Here is a 17,037-nt window from a genome sequence, read left to right as displayed (position 1 = left end):
AGATAACGCATGGAGAAAATCTTAGAGGTAAATAATTTACACGTTTCTTTTCGAACCGATTATGGGAAAGTCCATGCAGTTCGCGGCGTTTCCTTTCATGTACATAAAGGAGAAACGATTGCCATTGTGGGGGAATCAGGCTCTGGCAAATCCGTCACATCAAAAGCGATTATGCGCTTGATTAAGGAGCCTGCTGGAAAGATTGAAGCTGGTGAAATATTGTTTGAGGGCAGAAACCTTCTTTCATTGTCGAAAAGGGAAATGAAGAAGGTACAAGGGTCCAAGATATCGATGATATTTCAAGACCCGATGTCGTCGCTTAACCCGACAATGACCATCGGCGCCCAAATTGGCGAGGGGCTGGTTGCTCATCAAAACTATAAAAAAAGTGAGTCGAGGAAAAGGGTCATAGAATTGCTAGAGCTAGTGGGCATTTCTGAGCCGCATATTCGCTATAAGCATTACCCCCACCAGTTCTCCGGAGGGATGCGGCAGAGGGCTGCCATCGCGATGGCTCTTGCGTGTAATCCGAAAATCCTGATTGCAGATGAGCCGACGACTGCCTTAGATGTTACTGTGCAGGCTCAAATTTTAGAGTTATTGAAGGATATTCAAAAAAAGCTTGGAACTTCGATTATCTTCATAACCCATGACTTTGGGGTTGTTGCTAATATGGCCGATCGCGTAATGGTCATGTATGCGGGAAAGATCATTGAAACAGGAACAGTCGATGAAATCTTCTCTGAGCCGAGGCATCCATATACATATGGATTATTGGCATCGATGCCAAGTTTGCATGAAGAGGCGGGGGCATTATTTTCAATACCAGGAAGTCCGCCGGATTTATCAGCCTTGCCGAAGGGAGACCCATTCGCGCCGAGGAACAGACTTGCATTAGAGGTTGATTTTGAGATGGAGCCGCCAGCCTTTCAATTGTCAGAAACCCATTATGCTTCCACATGGCTGTTGCACCCAGATGCCCCGAAGCTCGATCTCACGGGAAGTATGGGACAAAAACAAAAGGAGAAGGCGAAAAAAGAAGCAGTAAAGGATAAGAGACAATCGACTGAAAAGGTTCTTGAGCTAAGCAATGTCAGCAAGATTTTTAAAATTGGCAGGGGCAAGCTTCTTCATGCGGTAAATGGAATAAGCCTTGATGTGTATAAGGGAGAGACCGTTGGGATTGTCGGCGAGTCCGGCAGTGGAAAATCGACCTTGGGCAGGACAATCATTGGATTACTGCAGGCAGATGGAGGGAGTATTAAATTCAGGGGAAAGGATTTCCAGAATATTAAGTCCAATGATGATTGGCAAGCGGCTAAGCGGAATATGCAGATGATATTTCAAGACCCCTATTCATCCTTAAACCCACGATTAACCGTTAGTGATATTATCGGTGAGGGGATTGATATTCACCGCTTATTTAAGAGCAGGAACGAGCGGAATAAAGAGATATTTGAATTGCTTGAAACGGTGGGACTAAGCAGGAAGCATGCGAGTCGTTATCCGCATGAGTTTAGCGGCGGACAACGCCAACGGATTGGGATTGCCCGCGCTTTGGCTGTTAATCCAAGCTTAATCATTGCGGATGAGCCAATTTCTGCCTTGGATGTCTCCATACAAGCACAAGTAGTAAACCTGCTTAAGTCGATTCAGGAGGAGCGGGAATTAACCTTCCTGTTCATCGCACATGATTTATCGATGGTGAAATACATTAGCGATCGGATTGGTGTTATGTATAAGGGTCAGATAGTTGAATTGGCCAAGAGCAGTGAGTTATATAAAAACCCTCTCCATCCTTATACAAAGGCTCTATTATCTGCTAACCCTATTCCGGATCCAGCGGTTGAGAGACAAAGGGAAAGGATTGTCTTTCAGGAAGCGGAATATAACCAAGAAAGGGAACGAGTATTTCGCGAAGTCGGGGATGACCACTGGATTTTATGCTCAGAGAAGGAATTTGAGAATGTAAGAAAATATGAATCAATTACCAAAGACATGAAATAGTCTTTCCTCTGGAGGGATGAGGATGAATAGAAAAGGGAGATACATACTTGTTCTCGTTACAGCTATTGGTTGTTCGCTTTTACTTACCTTTAAGCAATCAGAGCCGCTTTGGATTGGTTTTGTGAACAGTCTGTTTTTTGTCGCCTTAGCTATTTTTTGTTTTGGCATAATAGGCTTATTGCTTCAAAAAGGAGCCTATCATCTGACAATTACGAGCTTTAGGAGATTTTTTAAGCATTCCGGGAAATTAGGAGAATACATTTTAGAAAGAGATGAAGGGGAGATGCAAAACCATAAAACGTCCCAACTGCTATTCCCGCAAATATTAGTCAATTCAGGAGGATGTCTTCTACTTTTGTCCTGCTTGGCTTCTATTTATTTTCTTGGATAAGATTGTATAAAAAAGGGGTGCTTCCGGCATGGAGCACCCCTTTCATGACGAATTACTTAATTAATCTTGACCCATTTATACGTTTTATTGCCGCCATATGGGTGGTCAGCAATGCCTTTGACATTCGTCTTCGTTAAGGTGGTCTTTCCTGCTTGGAACATTGGAGAAACTGCGGCATTCTCTTCAATGAGAATTCGCTCAGCTTCCTGTAAATTACCCCAACGCTTGGCAATATCCGTTTCCTTATAAGCTGCGTCAATCAGCTGGTCAAATTCCTTGTTGGAGAAATTCATCCAGTTATAAGGGTTATTTGTGTGGAAGATTTCCAGAAACGAAATCGGGTCATGATAATCCGGGCTCCATCCGCTATACGATAATTCGTAATCTTGTTTTGCCTCTAGGTCTAGCTTCTGTTTGGACGGCTGCTGGTTTACGTTGAGTGTTAATCCTGGCAAATTCTTTTCTAGCTGATTTTTGACATATTGTGCAACGGTTTTCGTTATATCGCTATCATAGCTTAACAGCTCAAGCTCGATTTCCTTGACGCCTAATTCCTTAAGCCCCTTATTCCAATATTCTGTTGCTTCTTGGGTATTCGTTTCGTTAAATCCATCATACTTCGCTCGAAAATCCTTACCGCTCTCATCTTTCGTGAATTCCTTAGGTACGACGAAATGGGCTGCCAAGGAGCCATTGTTCAAAATGGATTCAATGTCTTTTTTGTTCCATCCTAAATCGAGTGCCTTACGGATATTCACATTGGCTAAATACTTATTTTGCTGATTCATGCGGATGAAATAGACAGTAGGGTCGAGTGAGCTCTTATATTCAGGAGCCGAAGAATATTGATCGACAAATTCAGCTGATAAGCCAATAGCATCCAGTTCGCCTGATTCAAACATATTTACAGCAGTGGCTGTATCATTTATGACATTTGCCTCAATCGAGTCAATTGCGACGCTTTCGGCATCCCAATAGTCTTTGTTTTTCTTATAAGTCCAGCTTGCCCCTTGTTTCCAGTCTTCCAATGTAAATGGTCCGTTATAGATTAAATGATCAGTTCCCAAGGCATAATTTTCACCTTGTGATTCAACGAATTCTTGATTTTGTGGGAAGAAAACAGGTGTCGTCAGCAGGCTTAAAAAGTATGGAGAAGGATTTTCTAATTCAACTTGAAGAGTGTAATCATCAGTTGCCTTGACTCCTAGTTCATCGACTTTATCAAACAGCTCATGATCCTTTGTTTGGATGGCAATAGAGTTCTTGAGCGGAGCCATGAGATAAGAGAATGGACTTAATGTTGAAGAGGAATGAGCTCTTTTCCATGCGTATTCAAAATCATGTGCGGTAACAGGCGTCCCATTGCTCCATTCAGCCCCTTCCCTTAATTTGAATGTGTAGCTTAATTGATCATCACTCACCTCATAGGATTTAGCAATTCCTGGAGTCGGCTCATTATTTTCATCGAGCCGGTAGAGTCCTTCAAAAATATTATTCATAACAATGGAAGAAGGAACATCATAGCTCCCAAGAGTATTTATGGTAGCAATATCATTTGCTGAAACCTTCAATACTTGATTGGCACTGCTTGTTTCTTTTCCCTGTGACTCTGACCCGCTTTCATTGTCCTGTTGGCATCCTACTAGAGCAAGACAAACCACGAACAGGCAGATGAACAGAAACCTTGTCTTTTTTTTAACCTTCATTCACTTATTCCCCCTTTTTTATGGCACTGCTTTTTGTATTTCCACTGGGTAAAAAGCAGGTACTATTTAAATACATGCAATATTCATGCCAAAGTGAAATGGAAAGTTATAAGGACATATTAAATTGTTAATAAAATATCAGGTTAGGTAGTGTACAATTTTTTAGACATTGAATAGGTCGAGGATGTTTAAATATTGAGATGGAAGTGAGTTGCTGAAGGGCTGTAAGAAGGATGAGAGAGGGGCTTTAATAGTAGCCCCCTTCTCTAAAAAATGACATCAATTGCTGATGCTCTTTTCATTTTCTAATTTGCGATAATAGACTGCCAGCAGCATGGACGGTATTGTGCATATCACCATGCCCAAGAAGGCATATTGCGGCTCAATTTCGTATAAATATCCGCCAAATATTGTGAACACAGCTGTGCTCCAACTGAGGGCAAAGGCTGAATATAAGCCCTGTGCCTTTGCTACATGGGCGGATGGGATAAACTTAATCAAATATTTCATGAAGGCATAATGCCCCATTGCAAATGATAGAGAGTGCAAGAGCTGCGCAACCGAGAACATGATCACATTCGGGAAGGCAAATACGAGCACCCAGCGAATGGTTGAACCAAATGAGGCAATCGCCAATAGTGAGCCGACAGAGAAGCGTCCGAATTTCCGGTCCGCGATGGCGAAGAAAATAATCTCCGCAATAACCGCAATATTGATGATGACCCCGATTAAATATTTCGGTGCTTCAATCTCCTGCAAGAAGAGATAGCCATAATTATAGTAGGATGCATGGGCAGCCTGCAGCAGGATGACAATCATCAGAACCAATGGGAAGTTCTTGATGCGGAATAATTTCATCCATCCGCCTGTTTGCGGCAGGTCAGTCTTTGGTTTCTCTGACAAAATGAGCGGTGCACGCATAAAGCCAAGTCCGACAGAGATGACGGCTGTCAGTAATAATCCCCATAAGATCATGTTATCGCCATACATGCCTGTAAAGACGGTCAGCAGGACACCGGAAACGATGAACCCAGTTGATCCCCATTGGCGGCTTTTCCCATAATCCCTAAGCTGATGATTCTGTACCAAGACGGTAGCTGCATTATCCAAGGCAGGCATCAATGTTGGGTAGAAAATATGAATGATCAGTGTAACGATCAATAAGCTCATAAAGGATTCGGCCGGAATATAGCATAGAATGGACAAGACGGTCGCAATCCCCGCCATATTAAGCACAGCCTTACTTGTGAACTTCCCGGATAAATAGGGGAAGACAAACAAGGTAGAAAGCCCTCTTGCCACAAGGCCTAAGCTCATGATCAAGCTCGCCTCTGCAACCGAGACTCCTTTCACATCTACCAGCCAGCCTGTCCAATAGGGAAGGAAGATTCCCCATGTCACATAAAAACTAAAGAATTGTATACTCATCCAACGATGCGCGTTCATTATGTATCCCCCTTTGTATGCATGGTATCATGAAAAGACAGAATAATAATATGAGATTTCTCATATTTCAGAGGTGGAACATGGAAATCTATAAAGGTGGGAAAAAGGAGCAGTATATACAGCAGCATTCGATTGCTCATCTATTCGCTTCTCCAGTTGAGAAAATGATTGAAGTGCATGAATACAAGCGAGATGAATGGATTATTTGGGAAGGTCAGAGAACGGAATATCTCTTCTATGTGATGGAAGGGAAGGCGAAGATTTATGTGACCCATCAGAATGGGAAAGCGTCTCTCTTGAACTTTGTACATAGGAATGAATTCATTGGCGAAATGGAGCTCCTGCATGAGGTGTATTATACAAGGGGTGTCCAGGCAGCAACAAGAACGGTATGCCTGGCTCTCCCCTTTCATCCATGCCGCAGCGAGCTGCTTGAGGATGCTAAATTCTTGAGAGAATTAACAAAGGTATTGAGCGTGAAAGCAACCATTATGGCAGAAAGATATTCGCAGACTTTAGCCTATCCGCTTGAAAATAGACTGGCCGACTTTATTTTGCAAACGGCAGATGAAGGGCTTTATCGGGAAAAGCATGTTATCGTCTGTGATTACTTAGGGGTATCCTACCGTCATTTATTGCATGTGCTTGCACAGTTTTGTGAGAAGGGATACTTGGAGAAGGAACGGCGATATTACTTGATTAAGGATGAAGAGTCATTATACAGGCTTGCCGGGATGCTGAAGAATTGATGAAGGCATGATGAATGATTGAAACGAGTCTAAAGGAAAGGGACAGATTCTTATGAAATTTATACTAGCACCTGATTCATTTAAAGAAAGTATGTCAGCGAAAAAGGCATGCCTTGCGATGGAGAAAGGGATTAAGACGGTCTTTCCGAATGCCGAATGTGTAGCTGTACCGATGGCAGACGGAGGAGAGGGAACAGTTGAATCCTTGGTAAGCCAGTCAAATGGCGAAATCATTCACATAGAAGTCATTGGTCCATTAGGTGAAGCCGTAACTGCGCAATATGGCCTGATTAGTGAGGGACAGACAGCCGTCATTGAGATGGCTGCAGCTAGCGGGCTCGAGTTAATTAAACCGGCTGATAGAGATCCGCTTCTGGCCACTACCTTTGGAACAGGTCAACTGATCAAGGATGCTCTGGACAGAGGGGCGAGACGATTTCTGATTGGCATCGGCGGAAGTGCCACCAATGACGGCGGAGCGGGCATGCTTCAGGCATTGGGTGTTTCCTTTAAGGATAAGGATGGAGAAGAGCTGCCCTTTGGCGGCGGAGCGCTTGGGCATCTTCATACCATTGATACAAGCAGAATGGATGAACGATTCAAGTTGGTGCAAATCGATGTCGCCTGTGATGTGACCAATCCCTTGATTGGGGGCAATGGCGCATCAGCCGTTTTTGGTCCGCAAAAGGGAGCAACACCAGAAATGGTCCGCCTGCTCGACTGTAATCTTGCTCATTATGCCGAGATGATTCAAAGGCAGCTTGGAAAAGATATTGCGGGCTGTGAAGGGGCGGGAGCGGCTGGTGGACTGGGCGCAGGTCTTCTTGCCTTCATGAATGCCGATTTGAAAAGAGGAATTGATCTTGTCATTGAATATACAGGCATTGAGAATGTAATGAAGGATGCTGATTATGTGTTTACGGGTGAAGGCAGTATTGACGGTCAAACCTTATTTGGCAAGACGCCCTATGGGGTTGCGAAGATTGCTGAGAAATATTCCATTCCTGTCATTGCCTTTGCTGGCAAGGTAGGCAAAGGAACAGAGGAACTCTATGAACATGGCTTCTATGCCATTGTCGGTATCTTAAAAGGTGTAACAACCATAGAGGAAGCTCTTGAATCTGGTGAAGAAAATTTAGCCTTTGCTGCAGAAAATGTATGCCGCATCTTGAACATTACCCTATAAGGGAACACTGCTGATAGACTAACGGGTTCTCTTTTGAGGGAGAAAAATAGAAATAGCAAGCCGTATAACACAGCAATTAACATTGTTAATTTGCTTGTTAAAACCATAGATGATTAAACGAAAAGGAATGCGAGGGAACATAATAGAATATTTAATAAGGTTAAATTCAGTCAAACCTTATAATATGAAGGGGCAGTTTAGTTTAACAAGAGCAACTGAGAAAGTAACATTAAGTTAATTCAGTATTTTAAGAGTAAAAATAAAAAAGGGGGGAGAAGAAGTAAGATGGGAAAACGTACAAAAACAATAGCATTAAATATATTAGCTATAATTATATTGTATGCCTTATTTGCAAGTATTGGGGAAGTTAGGCAAAGTTCAAAAACAGTAGATGAAGCATTTGAAAAGTTTAAGAAAGAATTTGTTTATAGTGAAATCAGCGATAAACAATTTTACCTTATCGAAAATTCTACATTTCTACTATTTGAAGCTGGAAATACTGTTTCATTAGTCCAGTTTGAAAAAGGGATATTTGGTTGGAAACCAACTTATTATTCCCACGATGAAGATAGAGGCTTATCCTATTCTTCAAGTTTTGATTTTGGAGAAGCCCTTTTGCACGGAGTCATTCCAGAAGAAATAACGAATGAAACGAATACCGTAAAAGTGAATGGAATAGAGGCAGATATTGTTAAGCTCAATGATAAAACGAGAGTTTGGATTTTGATAAACAATAAACCAAAAAACTTTTCTAACATAAACATAGACTTCTTAGATAAGGACGGACATATAATTAGCGAAATATAAGTACATATATCATTTCTAAAGGTATTTGCTAGTATTTTAACACCCTTTTCTGTTGAATTCCTTATAGAAGAAATGGGCAGGTTAGCGGAAGAAGTAATTTTCTGAAACTTCAAACTAGTATCTCTCGTATATTAATTAATAACAGGAAATACCAAGAAAGGGGATTTTATTTTGCAGTTGCTTTTAAATGGATTATATAGAGGGTCTATTCCATTGGGTATCTTACTAATCATTTCATTGTCGTATAAGTTGCAAGGACAATCAGATGATTCGAGTGCTTATTTTTTTTATGGCCTAATAGCCTTTTTCCTCGGATTGGCAAGTGTTATCTATCAAATTAAACAATGGAGTTTCTTGAAACAAATCTTTGCTCATTATATGGCGATGCTGATTACAGTTTTCCCAACGTTGCTTTTAAGTGGTTTTTATCCGTTAGATTCATTTAAAGATGTATTTGATGTGTACCTCCAATTTAATAAAGTGGGAATTATCTTATTCTTAACTATATATTTTATTGAATATGTTATTTCACGTAGAAATTCTAGTAATAGCACTTCTATATGATTGGGGTGTCGATTGACGGTGGTGTTGATCTAAGAAGGATTAATCCCTTTTTTGTAACCTCTTATGGAAGAAAAGGGCAGTTTAGTGCAAGAAGGATTTGCTGCCATACATACCGAATTATATGGTTATAGCTTTGAAGCTGTGACTAATAAAGATATATGGAGAGGGTTAATTTTGAGACTGTTTACGATTCTTATTATTTTATTTTTATTGTTGTTTTTAATAGAAAAATTGATAGAAAAATTTCTGGGTGTAAAGAGAAGAAGAATTTCCGAAACCCCTGGCAAAAGCGTTGATCGATGGGGGAGAACGATAATACTCATTATTTTTTTGGTCGTCTATTTCTTTGCTCTAACAAAGGGGTCGGTTGACACCCTAAAATGGTATTGGGTTCTATTTTTAACAGTATTAGCGGGGTTTCAAATTATATTGGAATGGAAGTATCTAAAAGAATCAAAACAATATATCTCAACACTTATAAGCTCGACGATATGTTTTATTTTCATAATATTCTTTGTTATTCGCTTTTACAACTAAAAATTAGCATTTGAGAAATGAGAGTAGTTGCTTTTTTACTAACGAGGCAGTTGTGCGGCCGAGCCTAGGTCGTATCATATAGCGGGTGGGATTCCCGCCGAGTAAGAACTAGCCATTCGCTCGTAGCGAGTCTTGGAGGGGCAAAGGTAACTTTGGTCTTTAAGCGTAGACAGTTAGGTGGCGGGCCGAAAGCCAAATGGTTGAAGGGATTGAGCTCCATAAACGTTTGTAAACCGAGAGGGCTGATGCCTTAACTGCGTGTAGAAAGCAATATTTTATCTTTTGTTATAGGCGAGAAAGATAAAACCTCTCTGGAGTCAGAGACCTTGGCACGTCATACATAGATATGATACGGCAACTCGGGAGACCCTACCGGTCTCTTCTGTTTATTAGAAGAGTATGGTGTACAAGCGATAACAAGTAAGGAAACCAAATGCCGGGTAGGGAGTCGGATAGCAGCGTAGTACCAATGAAGTTGGGTAATGCCGATGGAGGAAAGGCTAGCTACCAGTTATTTCCCTTATTGGGGACACATTTACTACACACAGAGGTAGGGATAATAAATGGAAACAAAACTACTAAGGATAGCAGAATTAGCCAAATCTGACCCTAAGATGAAATTTACATCTCTTGCACATTTATTAAATGTGCAATCACTCATTCAATGTCATCATGAGCTGCCAAACAATAAGGCAACTGGTGTGAACGGTACAACGAAAGAGCAATATGCTGAAAGTCTTGAAGAAAACATAATGGACTTAACAAACAGACTTAAAAGCAAAAGTTATCGTCCAGTTCCGGTTAGAAGAATGTATATTCCAAAGCTTAACTCTAATAAGAAAAGGCCATTAGGAATACCGGAACATGAGGATAAAATTGTCCAGAAAGGCATTGCAAAAGTGCTAAATGCTATCTATGAGAATGACTTTCTAGACTGCTCTTTTGGGTTTCGACCAAACAGAAACTGTCATGATGCGTTAAAGATACTAAACTTTTATGTAGAAAAAAGATTAGTAAGCTATGTAGTAGATGTAGATATCAAAGGCTTCTTCGATAATGTTGACCACAAATGGATGATGGAGTTCTTGAAACATAGAATAACGGATCCTAGCCTCCTGAGAATAATCAGTAGGTTCCTCAAAGGTGGTTACATGGAGGAAGGCAGGAGATACAAAACAGATAAGGGTACACCGCAAGGTGGAGTAATATCTCCTATCTTGGCTAATGTGTACCTTCATTATGTACTCGACTTATGGTTTGAGAAAGTGGTTAGGAAACAATGTGAAGGACAGGCATACATGGTAAGATATGCGGATGATTTTGTTTGTTGTTTTCAACACAAAAGGGAAGCTATACAATTCTACGAGTCATTAAAACTGAGATTGAAGAAATTTAACTTGGAAATAGCTGAGGATAAGACCAAGGTTATTCCCTTCGGGAGATTTGCAGAAAATAACGCGAAACGAACAGGGAATGGTAAGCCTGCAACCTTCGATTTCCTTGGATTTACGCATTATTGTGGAAAAAGTAAACAAGGAAAATTTCGTGTAAAACGGAAATCGAGCAGAAAGAAAGTCCAAGGCAAGCTGAAAGAATCTAAGGAATGGTTGAAGTCTAATAGAAATAAAAATATCCATTTAATCATGGAGAGATTTAGACGTTCTCTAGTAGGATACTACAACTATTACTGCATCACAGATAATTCTCGAACGGTTAATGACTTCAAAGAGAAAATCGAAATTTTACTATTTAAATGGCTGAATAGAAGGAGCCAAAGAAAGTCCTTTACATGGGATAAATTCAGGCTATTCCTTCAAATGTTCCCACTTCCTAAACCAAGAATCAGGGTCAATATTTATGAATTAAGGAAAGAAATTAGCTATATTCTGTAAATGATAACTAGGAGGAGCCGTGTGCGTTAATAGCGCAAGCACGGTTCTGAGAGGGGGGAGAAGCACAATTTACCGTAAGGTAAAAAGGCTCTCTTCTACTCGACTAGCTCAGGAAGGAAAGGTAATCATAAAAACAAAAACGGGAACAAAGATATAATTATTTTAATTTCATATTTTAACGAGGTGTAGAATAAGTGAAAAAAATGAATACGTTTATTTATGTAAGCCTAATAATAGCAACTTTATTTGGGGTCTCTGGGCAAGATATTGCGTACTTTTTAAATGAGAATTTCATTGAATCTTATCCATTATATTATTTAACTACTTTAACAGTAATAAGTATATGTTTATACATATGTTCGATGATTTTAATTTTTATAAAATATAGGAAACAAAGAAAAACTAAAAACACATTAGGAATTGAGTTGTATTTGTGTTTTATCATTGGGTTGCCAGTTTCTTGTTGGTCTTTATTGGTTACTGCTATGTGGTGGGGTTAATACGGACTTATTACTTTTTAAAGTGAAGTTATTAATTTATTGGTCGATTATGAGTGTGTAATTCTCTGGAATGATTAACACACTTTTCTGTTGAATTCCTTATTACAAACGGGCAGGTTAGCGGAAAAAGGATTTTCAACGATCGATAGAGAATAGTAATAGGGATTCTCAGGGGAGATTCTATTCTAACTTAATGGAGAGTGGAAAAATGGGCCAAAAGAGTATATCTGGTATTGTAGGAGGAATTTTGATAGCGGTAAGTATTGTAGTCGGGGCTTTCTTAATCTCTGATTCTTCATCTATTGCTACTACAAGTAATGAAGAAGAAGTATCAACAGAGAAAAGTGTATTCACTATTGATGACCTGGCTGAATATTTATCTGTAAGCACTAAAGACATAGAAGAAATTATTGAAAAAAGGGATATAGAGAAAGCATCTATTGAAGAGGGAAATTTTGATACCTATAAATATATTCCTTATCTGACTATTTCGGGTGAAGTCCGTTTCTTGAAAAGCGAAATAGACAAATGGCTAGAATATCATTCGAAAAATAATTTTCATTCTTGATGAGATACACTAGGCGAATTTTATATCCATCTCTTGAGCTAAAGGGGCAGTTTAGTTGAAGAAGGAATAATATAATTGATTAAATAGTATGTTGAAAATATAAGAGTGAAAGCGTAGGTGGATTAATTTGTTAGAAATATTTCCTGTATATATGAATTCCTTTAAACAAGATAGATTAATTAGAGTATATTTACCTAAGAATTACGATGAAGGTAAGAAAAAATACCCTGTATTATATATGCACGATGGACAAAATGTTTTTAATGATAAAGATGCAATTGGTGGTACATCTCTAGAACTTGAAAAATACTTGGATGAAAATAGATTAGAAGTTATCGTTGTTGGAATAGATCAAAATACCAAGGATAGAATAAATGAATATTGTCCTTGGGAAAATGGGGAATATAGCAAAAAAATATTAGGAAACGATAGTACATCTGGTGGAAAAGGGATAGAGTATGTTGACTTTATCGTGAATGAACTAAAGCCATTTATAGACAATAAATACCGCACGATAAAGGATAATACCGCAATGGCAGGTATCTCTTTAGGGGGACTTATTACTACGTACGCTATGTGTCGTTATCCTCAAGTATTCAAAAATATAACTGTATTATCCTCTGCTTTTTATCGTAACCAAGAGGAAATTGAAAAAGCAATAAAGGAAGCTGATTTGTCTTTAATTAAAACGATTTACTTAGACTGCGGAGATAGAGAATCTGGAAATGAAGAAGTCGTAAACAAGGAGTTTTTAGCTTCAAATCAAAGCATTTATGATATTTTAAAAATGAAAGTATCAAATACAGAGTTTGCAATTATTGTTGATGGTGAACACAACTATTCATTTTTTAGAGAAAGAGCACCTAAAATTTTTTCTTTTATCAAAAATTGAAGATAAAGAAGTCTCGTACTTAAACAAACGGGGGGCATTGATCCAAGAAGGATTAACGCCCTTTTATGTTGAACTTCTTATGGAAGTAAAGGGGCAGTTTAGCGGAAGAACAACTTTTGGTATAATATAGAAACTGAGTGACAAACTTGGTGTAAACGCTAGAATAAAGTTGACAGTTTTTGCTTGATAGGATTTTACACTTTTGCTCAATCAACCTACTACTTTAGTAAAATAGATGGTGACATTATTTTACTGGGGGTTAGGGTTTTGGAGGAGAAGTTAGTGTTATATGTCAAGATTCATGAATTGCGTAAGAGGAAGTTTAAAGTCGCACAAATCGCTAAGGAATTGAAGATTTCAAGACCAACTGTCTATAAGTATTTAGAAATGACATTTGATGAAGCAAAAGCCTATACGGAACAGCCTTTGGGGAAGAAGAAAAAACTAGACCACTATAAAGACTGGATACTTGCCTGGCTTGAAGAGTACCCTCACCTCAGTAGTGCACAAATTCATGATTGGCTTTTGGAGAGATACCCCGACCTAGTGGTCGGTGGAAGTACGGTAAGAACGTATGTAAGAGATATTCGTGAAACCTATCAGATTGAGAAAAAGGTTGTTGTCCGTCAATATGAAGCCGTTCCTGAACAGCCAATGGGCAAACAGCTTCAGGTAGACTGGGGTGAAACCAAACAGAAAACGACAGACAATAAAGAAATCAAACTGTACTTTATTGCTTTTGTGCTCGCTCACTCCAGACATAAATATATGGAATGGCAGGCACATCCTTTTACCACGAGAGATGCCATTCGTTGTCATGAAAATGCATTCCAGTTCTATGGTGGACGAACAGAAGAAATTGTTTATGATCAGGATCACTTAATCACAGTGAGTGAGAATGCAGGCGAGCTACTGTTAACAGCTGAATTTCAAAGCTATGTGAATGAGCGTAAATTCAACATTCACTTGTGCAGGAGAGCCGATCCAGAATCTAAAGGCATGATTGAGAATGTAGTGAAATACATAAAAGGTAATTTCGCTGACAGTCGTGTGTTTAGCGACATAGAAGATTGGAATGATCGAGCGCGACAATGGCTTGAACGTACGGGAAACCATCAGGTTCATCAGACAACGAAAAAAAGACCAGCAGAAGTGTTTCTCCTCGAAAAGCAACACTTACAGCCAGTCTCTTCGTTACTTTCATATGAAAGTACCCATAACCAAAGTATAACAAGAAGTGTAAGCAAGGACAACACGATCCGTTACAAGTCAAACCGGTACTCCGTCCCACTAGGGACTTATCAAACAAGGAGTAAGAATCTTGTCTGGATTGAAGTGAATGATGAAAATCAACAGACGCTGGTCATACGCAGTGAAGCAAATGGTCAAGTCATCGCCAAACATCTTGTGAGCTCAGAAAAAGGGAAACTCATTCAAAATCGCCATCACATTCGTGACCGTTCCAAAGGGATTGAAGAACTTAAACAACGCCTCGTCTCTCACTTTGTAGATCAGGATCAGGCAGCTGCTTATTTAGATGAAATCAGCCAACGATACCCGAGATATCGTCGAGATCAGTTTGCGATTATCTCTAAAGTGATTCAACAGTATCCATTATTAATTGATACTGTGTTGACAAAGTGCAGAGTAGAGAAATTATATAATGCGAATGATTTCCGGGACATCGCCCATCATCTGGATACACTCCGTGATGAATCGATTGAAAAGGTAGAATCCTTTCGTTCCAGTCTAACAAATCATTCTCATATCAAAGCCCCAACCCGTTCTCTACAGGCCTATACCAGCATCTTAGGAGGTAAAGCCTGATGAACAAGACTGTGCATGAATTACAAGATCAATTTCGTCAGTTACGTTTATCAGAGACAGCGGAGGAGCTGCCTCAGCTTCTTCGCGAAGCTGAAAAAGCCTCATGGACCTACTTGGAGTTTCTAGAATCTATCACACGATATGAATTAGCAAAACGTGAGGCAAAAAGCCTTGAAAAAAGAATGAAATGGGCACGCTTCCCTTTTGTGAAGTCGTTAGATGAGTTTGAACTGAAAGGACAAAACGTTCTGACAGCCCGCGAACTTTCTCAACTTCGGGAATTAAGCTGGCTAGAGCAACAGTACAATTTAATCCTTTTGGGCCCGCCCGGCATTGGGAAAACATATATCGCAATTGGATTGGGACTCGAGGCCGTATACAGAGGGTTCAATGTTTACTTCACCACTATGGGGGAACTTGTACAGCTTTTAAAGACAGAAGAATATCTAAATAAGGCTAAAGTTCAGCTCAAAAGAATAAGGAATGCCGACCTTGTCATTATCGATGATTTAATGTACATGGCGATGGATCAAAGAGAGGCCAACTTATTCTTTCATTTGATTAACCATTTATACGAACGAAGTTCGATTATCCTGACGTCAAATAAAAGTCCGGATGAATGGGGAAATTTAATAGGAGATCAAGGGATCACAACCGCTATTTTAGATCGCTTACTTCATCGTGTAGAAGTCATCCGTGGGGAAGAAAATGAGGAAAGCCATCGTATGAAACACCGAAAAAGCATTTTTTCGGCAAAAGTGTAAACAAGAAACGAGCAAAAAATGTAAAAATCGACTTGACGTCTACACTTGGAGGGTTTATGTCTAGAAATCTATACTTTTATATTTCACTTACAGCAATTACAATTATAAGTTTGCTTTTTTTGACTGGATGCCCTGGGGCATCAGATTATGATATAGATTTACCTGATAACTATTCAATTGTTAGAACCTCTGCTAATGAAGTGACAATAGCACCTAAAACAAGTAAAGATAGTTGGGGATCTACTATAATACCTGCTAAAGTTACTGAAGTTGGTTGGGATGACCAATATATTATCGCAAAACAAATAAATATAGACTCCGAAAGTAGTAATGGTTCTGGAATACCAGATGAGCAGGAGTATCATTTTTGGATTATACAAATAAAGACTGGTGAAGTAACAGGCCCTTTAGATGATTTAAGTTTAACGAAGAAAAAGGAAGAATACAGAATATCTAATGATATTGTTTTAAAGAAGATAGAGGATTTAAAAAAGAACTACACTTATTGAGCTACCCGGGGCATTAATTCAAGAAGGATTAATGCCTCTTTATGTTGAACATCTTATGGGAGTAAAGGGGCAGCGCGACAAGTTTTGTTATAAGCACTCCGGTGCGAAAGACGAGGAATTTCCACAGAAATTCTAACTTTATAACCGAGGATAGGAATGATAAAACCATGTATTTTGAAACTATCCCATTGATACTCCTGCATGCGTCATAATGGACAGATTATGGGGTATGAAGCTCAGGTGAAGTCGGCAGAACAAAGGCTAAAGCCATTCCTTTCAGGATAAAGGTATGCCAATGGATATGCCGGATGGCTGAAAAACTAAATAAGGTGAGAATTTTCTTACACAAAGAACGGACGAACTTCCGAATGTACAGGTCTAGAGTTTCGAACAATAGGAAACTATTGTACCACCCTTACGGTGGTGTGAGTGATGTGGAGTAAAAATTGCCCCTCTGAAACACGTTATATCGAACAATGGCGGTATCCAGCTCACAGGCTTACAGGAAGCACCTACGTTTAGATAGATAGCTAAGTTATAAGGGACTTGGAAAGTAAGGAACGTTGATTCGAGGGCTGTCACCCAAAACGGTTGCTATAAGTAATTGAACGAAATGCACTTGTCCTTATGAGGGTAGGGGTACGACTGATGAAGCTTCTGTAACGGAGGTAGAGGAACAGCCCCAAGTCTAG

The 17,037-nt window shown here is 39.5% G+C and carries 15 protein-coding genes; 13 read left to right on the top strand and 2 right to left on the bottom strand.

Annotated elements, in window-relative coordinates:
• Positions 1 to 9 precede the first annotated feature (9 nt).
• Together ACY8DX_RS21000 and ACY8DX_RS20995 are read left to right on the top strand one after the other, a co-directional pair.
• Positions 10 to 2,007: an ABC transporter ATP-binding protein gene (locus ACY8DX_RS21000; protein ID WP_462406012.1), complete on the top strand. Its 1,998-nt coding sequence runs from the start codon at positions 10 to 12 to the stop codon at positions 2,005 to 2,007.
• A 22-nt stretch (positions 2,008 to 2,029) separates the two neighbouring features.
• Positions 2,030 to 2,398 carry a DUF3899 domain-containing protein gene (locus ACY8DX_RS20995; protein WP_049672686.1) on the top strand — a complete coding sequence of 123 codons (369 nt, stop codon included), beginning with the start codon at positions 2,030 to 2,032 and terminating at the stop codon, positions 2,396 to 2,398.
• Positions 2,399 to 2,454: 56 nt separating this feature from the next.
• Here the strand turns inward: ACY8DX_RS20995 and ACY8DX_RS20990 are convergent, their stop codons facing one another.
• Both ACY8DX_RS20990 and ACY8DX_RS20985 read right to left on the bottom strand, forming a co-directional pair.
• Positions 2,455 to 4,104 (bottom strand): peptide ABC transporter substrate-binding protein, encoded by a 1,650-nt coding sequence (locus ACY8DX_RS20990; RefSeq protein WP_462406011.1) that lies wholly within the window; start codon positions 4,102 to 4,104, stop codon positions 2,455 to 2,457.
• A gap of 279 nt (positions 4,105 to 4,383) precedes the next feature.
• Positions 4,384 to 5,550: an MFS transporter gene (locus tag ACY8DX_RS20985; protein WP_462406010.1), complete on the bottom strand. Its 1,167-nt coding sequence runs from the start codon at positions 5,548 to 5,550 to the stop codon at positions 4,384 to 4,386.
• Positions 5,551 to 5,630: 80 nt separating this feature from the next.
• Here ACY8DX_RS20985 and yeiL point away from each other — a divergent pair, with 80 nt between their 5' ends.
• The 11 genes from yeiL to ACY8DX_RS20930 all read left to right on the top strand — a co-directional run bounded on the left by yeiL (position 5,631) and on the right by ACY8DX_RS20930 (position 16,345).
• Positions 5,631 to 6,299 (top strand): transcriptional regulator YeiL, encoded by a 669-nt coding sequence (gene yeiL / locus ACY8DX_RS20980; RefSeq protein ID WP_462406009.1) that lies wholly within the window; start codon positions 5,631 to 5,633, stop codon positions 6,297 to 6,299.
• Between the two features lie 52 nt (positions 6,300 to 6,351).
• Positions 6,352 to 7,485 carry a glycerate kinase gene (locus tag ACY8DX_RS20975; RefSeq protein WP_462406008.1) on the top strand — a complete coding sequence of 378 codons (1,134 nt, stop codon included), beginning with the start codon at positions 6,352 to 6,354 and terminating at the stop codon, positions 7,483 to 7,485.
• Between the two features lie 285 nt (positions 7,486 to 7,770).
• A complete protein-coding gene (locus ACY8DX_RS20970; RefSeq protein ID WP_197089966.1) occupies positions 7,771 to 8,292 on the top strand; it encodes a hypothetical protein in 522 nt (173 codons plus the stop codon).
• 171 nt (positions 8,293 to 8,463) lie between these two features.
• Positions 8,464 to 8,856, top strand: coding sequence for a DUF3021 family protein (locus ACY8DX_RS20965; protein ID WP_049672692.1), 393 nt, complete (start codon positions 8,464 to 8,466; stop codon positions 8,854 to 8,856).
• Positions 8,857 to 8,919: 63 nt separating this feature from the next.
• A complete protein-coding gene (locus ACY8DX_RS20960; protein ID WP_082197225.1) occupies positions 8,920 to 9,393 on the top strand; it encodes a DUF4181 domain-containing protein in 474 nt (157 codons plus the stop codon).
• Between the two features lie 563 nt (positions 9,394 to 9,956).
• A complete protein-coding gene (gene ltrA / locus ACY8DX_RS20955) occupies positions 9,957 to 11,285 on the top strand; it encodes a group II intron reverse transcriptase/maturase (protein ID WP_462406007.1) in 1,329 nt (442 codons plus the stop codon).
• A 708-nt stretch (positions 11,286 to 11,993) separates the two neighbouring features.
• Entirely contained in the window at positions 11,994 to 12,353 is a 360-nt protein-coding gene (locus ACY8DX_RS20950) for a helix-turn-helix domain-containing protein (protein ID WP_049672693.1), read from the top strand.
• Positions 12,354 to 12,480: 127 nt separating this feature from the next.
• Positions 12,481 to 13,245 carry an alpha/beta hydrolase gene (locus ACY8DX_RS20945; RefSeq protein WP_462406006.1) on the top strand — a complete coding sequence of 255 codons (765 nt, stop codon included), beginning with the start codon at positions 12,481 to 12,483 and terminating at the stop codon, positions 13,243 to 13,245.
• Between the two features lie 282 nt (positions 13,246 to 13,527).
• Positions 13,528 to 15,072 (top strand): IS21 family transposase, encoded by a 1,545-nt coding sequence (gene istA / locus ACY8DX_RS20940; RefSeq protein WP_462406919.1) that lies wholly within the window; start codon positions 13,528 to 13,530, stop codon positions 15,070 to 15,072.
• Positions 15,072 to 15,836 (top strand): IS21-like element IS643 family helper ATPase IstB, encoded by a 765-nt coding sequence (gene istB / locus ACY8DX_RS20935; RefSeq protein WP_462406005.1) that lies wholly within the window; start codon positions 15,072 to 15,074, stop codon positions 15,834 to 15,836. Before istA ends, istB begins: the two co-directional genes overlap by 1 nt.
• 56 nt (positions 15,837 to 15,892) lie before the next feature.
• Positions 15,893 to 16,345: a DUF3997 domain-containing protein gene (locus tag ACY8DX_RS20930; protein WP_104850996.1), complete on the top strand. Its 453-nt coding sequence runs from the start codon at positions 15,893 to 15,895 to the stop codon at positions 16,343 to 16,345.
• Positions 16,346 to 17,037: the final 692 nt, after the last annotated feature.

The organism is Gracilibacillus sp. Marseille-QA3620, from assembly GCF_054950035.1.
This window is presented reverse-complemented; position numbering and strand designations above follow the sequence as displayed.

Coding starts and splice junctions, on each gene's coding strand:
- ACY8DX_RS21000 (WP_462406012.1), top strand. CDS start 10: ATGGAGAAAATCTTAGAGGTAAATAATTTACACGTTTCTTTTCGAACC.
- ACY8DX_RS20995 (WP_049672686.1), top strand. CDS start 2,030: ATGAATAGAAAAGGGAGATACATACTTGTTCTCGTTACAGCTATTGGT.
- yeiL (WP_462406009.1), top strand. CDS start 5,631: ATGGAAATCTATAAAGGTGGGAAAAAGGAGCAGTATATACAGCAGCAT.
- ACY8DX_RS20950 (WP_049672693.1), top strand. CDS start 11,994: ATGGGCCAAAAGAGTATATCTGGTATTGTAGGAGGAATTTTGATAGCG.
- ACY8DX_RS20975 (WP_462406008.1), top strand. CDS start 6,352: ATGAAATTTATACTAGCACCTGATTCATTTAAAGAAAGTATGTCAGCG.
- ACY8DX_RS20970 (WP_197089966.1), top strand. CDS start 7,771: ATGGGAAAACGTACAAAAACAATAGCATTAAATATATTAGCTATAATT.
- ACY8DX_RS20985 (WP_462406010.1), bottom strand. CDS start 5,550: ATGAACGCGCATCGTTGGATGAGTATACAATTCTTTAGTTTTTATGTG.
- ACY8DX_RS20990 (WP_462406011.1), bottom strand. CDS start 4,104: ATGAAGGTTAAAAAAAAGACAAGGTTTCTGTTCATCTGCCTGTTCGTG.
- ltrA (WP_462406007.1), top strand. CDS start 9,957: ATGGAAACAAAACTACTAAGGATAGCAGAATTAGCCAAATCTGACCCT.
- ACY8DX_RS20960 (WP_082197225.1), top strand. CDS start 8,920: ATGGAAGAAAAGGGCAGTTTAGTGCAAGAAGGATTTGCTGCCATACAT.
- istB (WP_462406005.1), top strand. CDS start 15,072: ATGAACAAGACTGTGCATGAATTACAAGATCAATTTCGTCAGTTACGT.
- ACY8DX_RS20930 (WP_104850996.1), top strand. CDS start 15,893: ATGTCTAGAAATCTATACTTTTATATTTCACTTACAGCAATTACAATT.